The organism is Desulfobacula sp. (assembly GCF_030611305.1).
In the GTDB taxonomy this organism is placed as follows: domain Bacteria; phylum Desulfobacterota; class Desulfobacteria; order Desulfobacterales; family Desulfobacteraceae; genus Desulfobacula.
The window spans coordinates 1-7,779 of the sequence record NZ_JAUWQB010000122.1 but is presented as its reverse complement, the minus strand read 5'-3'; the positions used below and the strand labels follow the sequence as shown (position 1 = coordinate 7,779).

Sequence of the window (7,779 nt, the reverse complement as noted above, 5' to 3'; positions counted from 1 at the left end):
CATATTGCCTCTGTTTTTGTTTTATAATTTTTTGTTTTTGCGAATAAAAATAATACACGAAAACAGAGGCTTTTGCAACACAACAATTTGAAATTATTATGTAAATTCTGTAAATTATAAATTGATTTCAACACCCTTTATATAGGTAAATACCTAAGTTTAATTTTAAAGATTCCATAGAAACAACATTTGATTTGTAAAAAAACTCGCGACATAATTGGGAACAAAAAGTAACCAACGTTGATTCTGAAATGGTGCAGACTATGTCTATTATGGGTTCCCACCGCCTCTGAATTTAAAGGGGCGGACTATTATTAACAGTCCCAGGATTTTTGGAATAAAGCCCGGCACAACATTTTGTGGTTGGTGAAAATTTCATCGATTGATGTTAATCTTTTAAAAAAGTTGCGCTAAATAGTATAATCTTGGCACGAAGACTAGTTCGGGTTGGTTCGCCTTTACGGAGCATATTGGAATGGTTTGTTACAGGCTCTGTCGGACGTAACGTTAAGTGACGGGAAGTGTTTGAGCGCAGCGAGTTTTTCCGACACAAGTGAAGTCCGACATAGAGCCTGTCAAGACGTTCCATCCAGCGACGGAAAGGTGAGCTAACCTGAACGGGTATAAAGTCTGACTAAAATCAGCGTTTAGCAGACAATTTGATCAATAATCGATCTGATTTTTCAAAAGGAAGTTGATAATGGTCGGTTTGTAAATCAAATTTTTTTAAAACAGCAGGTGTAATCTCCTTTCTTCCATGCTTTCCTTTCATGGCATAGATAGAGCCCTCTTCACTTAAAAAAGGAGAAGCAAGGCTCACAAACCCTGAAAGTTCAGTAAAAGCGCGGGATATAACGGCATCAAACTTATTTTTATAGGCTTCATTTTCATGAAGATCTTCAACCCTTGAATGAAAGGCTTCAATATTTTCCAGATGCAACATCCGTATCACGTGTTTCAAGAAATTAACTTTTTTTCGAGAGGAATCAATCAGAACAACTTTTAATGACGGTTTCATGATTTTAATGGGAATACCCGGGAATCCTCCCCCTGATCCCATATCTATAAGATATTTTTCATTTCCAAAAAAAGAAACCACGGCAATGGAATCGATAAAATGCTTTTCTGCAATCTGCAAAGGATCTTTAATGGCGGTAAGATTTATCTTTTTATTCCATGCCATCAGCTCTTTTGCATGAACAGCCATCAACTTCACCTGATGCTCGGAAAGCTTTATTCCCAGATCATTTGATCCGGTCTTTAAGTGATGTTTAAATTTTCGGATGGGTTGTTCTGACAAAATGGTCACAGTCAATATTTTTTATAACTATTCATTTTTTACTTGACATATTAACAGCTTAAATATAATATACTCGATTTCATAAGCTAAGTTTAACTTCGGGTTAACACTAACAAAATCACAATAATTTAGCAATAAAAAATATGGTATAGTGCCTTTGGCAACAATTACATTCTAAAATTTTTCAAAGGCAAATTTTATATTCATAAGGATGATTTTAAAATGATCAGAGATTTAGTGAGAGTAAGAAATATTGGAATCAGTGCTCATATTGATTCCGGCAAGACCACACTGACCGAAAGGATTCTATTTTACACTGACAGAATCCATAAGATCAATGAAGTCAGGGGTAAAGACGGTACCGGTGCCATCATGGATTCCATGGAACTGGAGAGAGAAAGAGGCATTACCATTGCATCGGCTGCCACCTATTGTGAATGGAAGAATAATAATATCAATATTATCGACACCCCGGGCCATGTTGACTTTACGGTTGAAGTTGAACGGTCTTTAAGGGTTCTGGACGGGGTTGTACTGATTCTTTGCTCTGTCTCTGGAGTCCAGTCACAATCCATTACCGTAGATCAGCAGATGAAACGGTATAAAGTTCCCTGCATTGCCTATGTTAACAAATGTGACAGATCCGGTGCAAATCCTGTCAAGGTGAGTGAACAGCTGAGGGATAAACTGGGACATAATTCCGTCATGCTGCAGCTTCCCATAGGACTTGAAGATAAACATGAAGGCATTATTGATCTCGTTTCCATGAAAGCCAATTATTTTGAAGGGGAGAATGGTGAAAAGGTTGTCATTAAAGACATCCCGGGCGAGATGATGGAGGATGCCGAAATTGCGCGGGAAGAAATGATTGATGCAGTCTCTCTTTTCTCAGAAGACCTTACCGATGCCATCCTGGAAGAAAAAGAAATCACAGAGGAATTAATCATGCAGGCTGTTCGAACCGGAACTATTGCAAGACAAATGACCCCTGTTTTTCTCGGGTCTGCATATAAGAACAAAGCAGTTCAACCCTTGATGGATGCAGTTATCAACTATCTTCCCTCCCCTCTTGACATTGAAAATGAAGCCATTGATATAGATAACAATGAAGAAACCGTTATTCTTGAAAGTAATTTTGATAAACCGACCGTGGCATTGGCCTTTAAACTGGAAGACGGCCAATATGGCCAGTTGACTTATATCAGGGTCTATCAGGGATGTATTAATAAAGGCGATACATTGGTTAATTCAAGGGATGGGAGAAAATTCAGAGCAGGACGTCTGATCAGAATGCATTCCTCTCAAACGGAAGAGGTGGAAGCCATCCCAGCTGGCCACATAGGAGCCATGTTCGGAGTTGACTGTGCCTCGGGAGACACCTTTGTATCTCCCCAAATCAATTATTCCCTGCTTGCCATGCATATCATGGAACCTGTCATCTCTCTTTCCGTTGTACCCAAGGATAATAAAGCCCAGATCAACATGTCCAAGGCATTAAACCGGTTTACCAAGGAAGACCCGACGTTCAGAACCTATGTGGATCATGAAACCGGTGATACCATTATCCAGGGTATGGGCGAACTCCACCTTGAAGTATATGTTGAGAGGATGAAAAGAGAGTATGAGGCGGAAGTCGAAACCGGACAGCCAAGGGTTGCATACAGGGAAACCATTACAAAGAAGGCTCTTTTTAACTATACCCATAAAAAACAGACCGGTGGTGCCGGACAATTTGGTCGCGTAGCCGGGTTTATGGAACCCTGTGAAGAAGAATTTGAATTTGCAAATAAGATTACAGGCGGCAGAATCCCCACACAATATATCCCGGCCTGTGAAAAGGGATTTAAAGGGTGCATGGATAAAGGCCCCAAGCTTGAATTCCCTGTTACCGGCATTAAAGTCACCATTGATGATGGTGCATTCCATGCGGTTGATTCTTCTGAAATGGCATTTCAATCGGCAGCAAAAGGAGCCTTTCTTGAAGCATATGTCAAAGCAAGGCCTGTCATCAAAGAGCCCATCATGAAGGTTGTTATTGAAACACCCAATGAATTCCAGGGCTCCTGCATGGGCCTGATTAACCAGAGAAGAGGTATTATTCAAGGCTCCCAGGAAGAAGGTGTCATGTCTGTGGTTGAATCCCAGGTGCCATTATCTGATATGTTTGGCTTTTCTACTGTACTCAGATCTGCTACACAGGGAAAAGCACAATTTACAATGGAATTTTCAACATACAAAAAGGTACCGCAGTCTATTGCAGAAGAAATTGCCAGGAAGAAACAGGAAGAAACAACAAAAAAATAATAAGACCTTTATATTAAAGAGAGGAAATATGCTAAAAAAAGATCTCATTCTTAAAAGCCCGGTTGCAAAAACCATTGGGATTGAAAATATAAAAGATGGTAAATTCGGTGCGGTCATTTCAAGAGCTGGGGTTGGAAAAACAAGTTTTCTTGTTCAGGTCGCATTGACACGATTATTAAATGCTGAAAAAATTCTCCATGTCAGCCTTGACGACCCCATGGAAAAAATTAATTTAAGATATCGCGAAGGATACACAAATCTTATCGACTATATCGGGTATATTGATCCCCAGAAAGCTGTCCGACTATGGGAAAATATCAATCCCAATAAAGTCGGGATCAGTTATAATGAAGCCACCTTTGATACCGGAAAGATCGGGGATTATCTTAAAAGCTTTAAAAAGGCTGGGCTAACACTGCCGTCCATCATGATCATTGACGGATTGAATTTTGACAAGGATGTTTCAACCGTCCTTGAAGAGCTTGAAAATCTAAACCAGGAATTTTCCATCGTCATCTGGTTCTCCATGAAGAACCACAGGGAAGAAGGATTATGTGAAAACGGATTTCCAGTCCAGCTTGAAACCTATAAAGACAGATTTGACAAAGCTGTTTTGCTCCATCCTGTGGAAGATAAAATAGAAGCAATTGTTTTAAAAGATGGGGACAGAACCGATCAAAAATTCAGACTGAATCCATCCACAATGATGATTGTTGAAGAATAAATAAACCACTTTTAATTATCCAATCCCCCAAAGCCGTAAGTCTAACCCTATGACTTACGGCTTTTTTTATTTGCCTTTCTTTCCACTAATAACAGGAAATATTTAGCCAATGCATTGCCTCTAAAGCACCTCAAAGGGGGTGATCGAGTGGCATCAAAAAGGACTTATCCCGCTGGGCAAGGAGTTGACGGGAGATCCTCGCTGCTGGCTGGTGCATGCTGATTTTTTTGCCCTGTCCCGAGACGTGTCGAAAAGTTTTGACCCAGAGTATCCTGCAAAGAAACATGACGCCATTCTTTTAGATATAGATCACACTCCGACGAATGTATTACACCAAACGAACACGCGTTTTTATACTGAGGAAGGGCTGGAGGAGCTTGCACAGCATTTGAAACCTGGCGGGGTGTTTGGCCTCTGGGCAGATGGTTTCCCGGAAGAATCTTTTACCAATCTTTTGAGTAGGGTTTTTGAAAGCACTGAGGCGCACACAATTGAGTTTGATAATCCATTAACCGGTGGCTCGTCCGAAGGTGCTGTTTACGTGGCACGAGTGAGCTTGTAACAAAAATCTCCAGTATCTTTATTGTCGTTCATTATTTCTCATTTATAATATTTTAAGTTATAGTTAAACACTAAACATCACTTTTAAGATAAAGCATTGCGCAACCCCTGGCATCTGAGAGTGCTTCGTGATGATTGAGTTTTATCCCTTGCCTTTTACAACAAATATCTAATGTTGCCGGTTTATACCCTTTTGCTCGATATATTTTTAAGGTGCACTTCCAGGGATTTAATATGTTCAATTCTGAATAATCCAGATCATAATATTCCATTGTTTTTTGTAATACGCTTCTATCGAAAGATTCATTGTGGGCTACTATAGTTTTTCCCTGAAGGCGCTTTTTAATCTCAGGGTAAATATCAGGAAAAAAAAGAGCATTAAATGTGTCATTTTCAGTTATGCCATGAACGTTGGTGTTATAATATGAATATTCATTATCCGGTGGTTGTATGAGAGAATCATATTCATCTATAATCTTGTCGTCTTCGACAGTTATTATCCCTACAGCACAGGCGCTGTATCGTTCCCATGTTGCTGTTTCAAAATCTATGGCGGTGAAATTCATTGATCATCCTTCTGTGTTTTGATTTGCCCCATTCTTTATCATCATATCTGAATAAAGAAAATGAATTTAGTCCAAGATATTTGTTATTCATACCTCAACGTTGACAAGTTTCTCAACCCTTAGTAATTCTATTCAAGTTCAGCTTCACAATTAATTTCAATCACGGAGTTTTATAATGGTTGAGCAATGGTCAAAAATATTCCTCCAAACCATATGGTATTTGTAACCTTTAAAGAAAGGATCTCATTAAAACAGAAGAACAGGCGCCGTATGAAGCACTACCAAACAAAGAGATTAAAGACCGAATAATCAGGATTAAACTTATTGATGGATCAAAGTAAACGGTCGGATAAATATCAATAGGAACGCCGGTTTTGACCGGGTAAGTGATCTTGTTTTAAGTAAGCAGGAACTATTTTTAGTCCTTATTGATGCCAATGTCTATGAAGTAGGTATTGAAAATCCAGTGAAACATAAAACTCTTTTTGTGAATAAAAACCATATAATCTGGGCGTCTCTGGATGAAAGTCAGAATTCAGATGGGTTGTTTAAGATGACTGAAAATTTATTTGTCTGGATCTGAACTGCTGGAAAGCGTATCTCCAATTATGTAGCGTGTTTTTTTTGTTACGAGTTTTACCCCGCCTGATCCCGCAGAGCCCGCCCCTTATTTTTAAAAAAATACCCCGCCAGCCTTTCGTATAGAATTATCATAGATCTGAGGAGGTACCAGGTCTATGAAAAAGAAAATACGGAGACGCAGGTGCAGACAGTGGGTTGGGAGACCTTCCTGCTGAAGCTCTGGGGACAAGTGTAGGCCTTTAGGGCTACAGTAAGAGGTTTTCTGGTCAGCCGGCATAAGGTGCACTCGCGAGGCATCCACCGGTTTCCTTCGGAAAAAGTATTTGGCGAACTTGGAGTACTGTTGCCGAGACCGAAGAAATAAGCTGCACGACGTGTGCTTTAAGGTGAAGTTAGTCGGTAAGCCGGATGCGGTAGTTCCGCAAGTCCGGTTTGATGAGCAGGGACAGGAAACGGAGCAAAATAGCCACCGCGCCTGTCCTTGACACTACTATACTAATTGTTTTTTAATTAAACCTCGGGCTATGCCCGAGCGACCCAAAAAGGTTTGACCGTTCCGGCGCAAATAAAATGTGATAAAGGTTCTTCCTCAGGAAAGCACCCAGGGGGCACAAGAGAGGAAGAACCAATGCGAGATTGGCAAACGTTATCACATGTAAAGTGGATCTGCAAATATCATATAATATTTGTAACGAAGTACAGGCATCAAACCATATATGGAGAACTGAGAAGGAAAATAGGGGGAATCATAAGAGATTTGTGTCGTCAGAAGGGATTGGACTTGCTTGAAGGTCATGCTATGAAAGATCATGTTCACCTCTGCTTGAGTATACCTCCAAAATTTAGTGTATCCAACACAGTTGGTTTTCTCAAAGGTAAAAGTGCCATAAGGGTACATCGAGAATTGCTTGGGACCAAGAAAATGAGCGGATTAAGTTTTTGGGCAAAGGGTTATTGTGCCAGTACAGTGGGTCTTGATGAAGAAGTTATTAAAAAATATATAAGAGAGCAAAACAAAAAACATTAGAATATTAACAATTTAGATAGCCCCTTGAGGGGCTTTCCTAACACAATGCCCCCTTAGAGGGGGCTTCATCATACCTCTTGCTATGCATGAGGTAGGTGATTTTTCGAAATTGATCAAACTATTCGAAACATTCCAGTGTCTATAAGCAACACTCGCCGCTTCAACAAACCTTTAACAAAAATCCAGTATGAATATTAACAGCCCTATCGCTGAGCCCCGAAATATTTACCAATCCAAAAGGCTGGGCGACCTGGAGTGATCAAAAATAGCCGAAAAACAATGCCTGGTGGTGCGGAATGTGGGTTGAAACTTTTTTCAAATGGTAGAAGAAGCATTTAAAGGTATACCACTTGATTGCTCACAGTAGATATGGTTTGATGGTTCAAATTCTTGGCGGGTTAATAATTTATCTGCTTATGGCATATACTGCATGAACGATTTCAAGAACCGGTATCAATAAAAAGAAGACGTGATCTCAAAAACACCATCCAGAATAAATTGCGTGCGGGTAAAAAAAATGAATGGTCTGGTAATCCGTTTTTCAAAGAAAAAAAACTATACGCAAAAACCTAACCCCTGATCAGCCATCAAAAAAATAAAAAACCTCGTTGCGCTTGATGGCTCAAGCAGATAGAATGTTTTTGGACAAAAAAACTATCATCAACGAGGTGAAATCAATATGACACAAGGCGTGTTACCATTCAAGTACGAAGAA

The 7,779-nt window shown here is 39.8% G+C and carries 7 protein-coding genes and 1 pseudogene; 6 read left to right on the top strand and 2 right to left on the bottom strand.

All coding sequences use genetic code 11. The annotated features are described in order from the left end of the window. Positions 1–640: 640 nt before the first annotated feature. Complete coding sequence (gene rsmG, locus QAI40_RS16070) at positions 641–1,300, bottom strand: 16S rRNA (guanine(527)-N(7))-methyltransferase RsmG (RefSeq protein WP_299983738.1); 660 nt, start codon at positions 1,298–1,300, stop codon at positions 641–643. Positions 1,301–1,522: 222 nt separating this feature from the next. Between rsmG and fusA the strand changes: the two genes are divergently transcribed. The 3 genes from fusA to QAI40_RS16055 all read left to right on the top strand — a co-directional run bounded on the left by fusA (position 1,523) and on the right by QAI40_RS16055 (position 4,890). Beyond that, positions 1,523–3,604 carry an elongation factor G gene (fusA, locus tag QAI40_RS16065; protein WP_299983740.1) on the top strand — a complete coding sequence of 694 codons (2,082 nt, stop codon included), beginning with the start codon at positions 1,523–1,525 and terminating at the stop codon, positions 3,602–3,604. A gap of 28 nt (positions 3,605–3,632) precedes the next feature. Continuing rightward, positions 3,633–4,328 carry a hypothetical protein gene (locus QAI40_RS16060; protein WP_299983742.1) on the top strand — a complete coding sequence of 232 codons (696 nt, stop codon included), beginning with the start codon at positions 3,633–3,635 and terminating at the stop codon, positions 4,326–4,328. A 139-nt stretch (positions 4,329–4,467) separates the two neighbouring features. Continuing rightward, complete coding sequence (locus QAI40_RS16055; RefSeq protein ID WP_299983744.1) at positions 4,468–4,890, top strand: hypothetical protein; 423 nt, start codon at positions 4,468–4,470, stop codon at positions 4,888–4,890. Between the two features lie 70 nt (positions 4,891–4,960). Here QAI40_RS16055 and QAI40_RS16050 read toward each other — a convergent pair whose 3' ends face one another. Next, complete coding sequence (locus QAI40_RS16050; protein WP_299983746.1) at positions 4,961–5,455, bottom strand: 3'-5' exonuclease; 495 nt, start codon at positions 5,453–5,455, stop codon at positions 4,961–4,963. 331 nt (positions 5,456–5,786) lie between these two features. On the opposite strand from QAI40_RS16050, the gene QAI40_RS17240 reads away from it, so the two are divergent. The 3 genes and pseudogenes from QAI40_RS17240 to QAI40_RS16040 form a co-directional block, all read left to right on the top strand. Continuing rightward, a complete protein-coding gene (locus QAI40_RS17240; RefSeq protein ID WP_442875407.1) occupies positions 5,787–6,038 on the top strand; it encodes a DUF6812 domain-containing protein in 252 nt (83 codons plus the stop codon). Positions 6,039–6,665: 627 nt separating this feature from the next. Then, entirely contained in the window at positions 6,666–7,064 is a 399-nt protein-coding gene (gene tnpA / locus QAI40_RS16045; RefSeq protein ID WP_299983748.1) for an IS200/IS605 family transposase, read from the top strand. Positions 7,065–7,366: 302 nt separating this feature from the next. Next, positions 7,367–7,560 (top strand): annotated as a pseudogene (locus QAI40_RS16040) (IS4 family transposase); the annotation flags it as partial. Between the last annotated feature and the right edge of the window lie 219 nt (positions 7,561–7,779).

Excerpts from the sequence above, each read along its gene's own strand:
- fusA (WP_299983740.1), top strand. The coding sequence starts at position 1,523 with ATGATCAGAGATTTAGTGAGAGTAAGAAATATTGGAATCAGTGCTCAT.
- tnpA (WP_299983748.1), top strand. The coding sequence starts at position 6,666 with ATGCGAGATTGGCAAACGTTATCACATGTAAAGTGGATCTGCAAATAT.
- QAI40_RS16050 (WP_299983746.1), bottom strand. The coding sequence starts at position 5,455 with ATGAATTTCACCGCCATAGATTTTGAAACAGCAACATGGGAACGATAC.
- QAI40_RS16060 (WP_299983742.1), top strand. The coding sequence starts at position 3,633 with ATGCTAAAAAAAGATCTCATTCTTAAAAGCCCGGTTGCAAAAACCATT.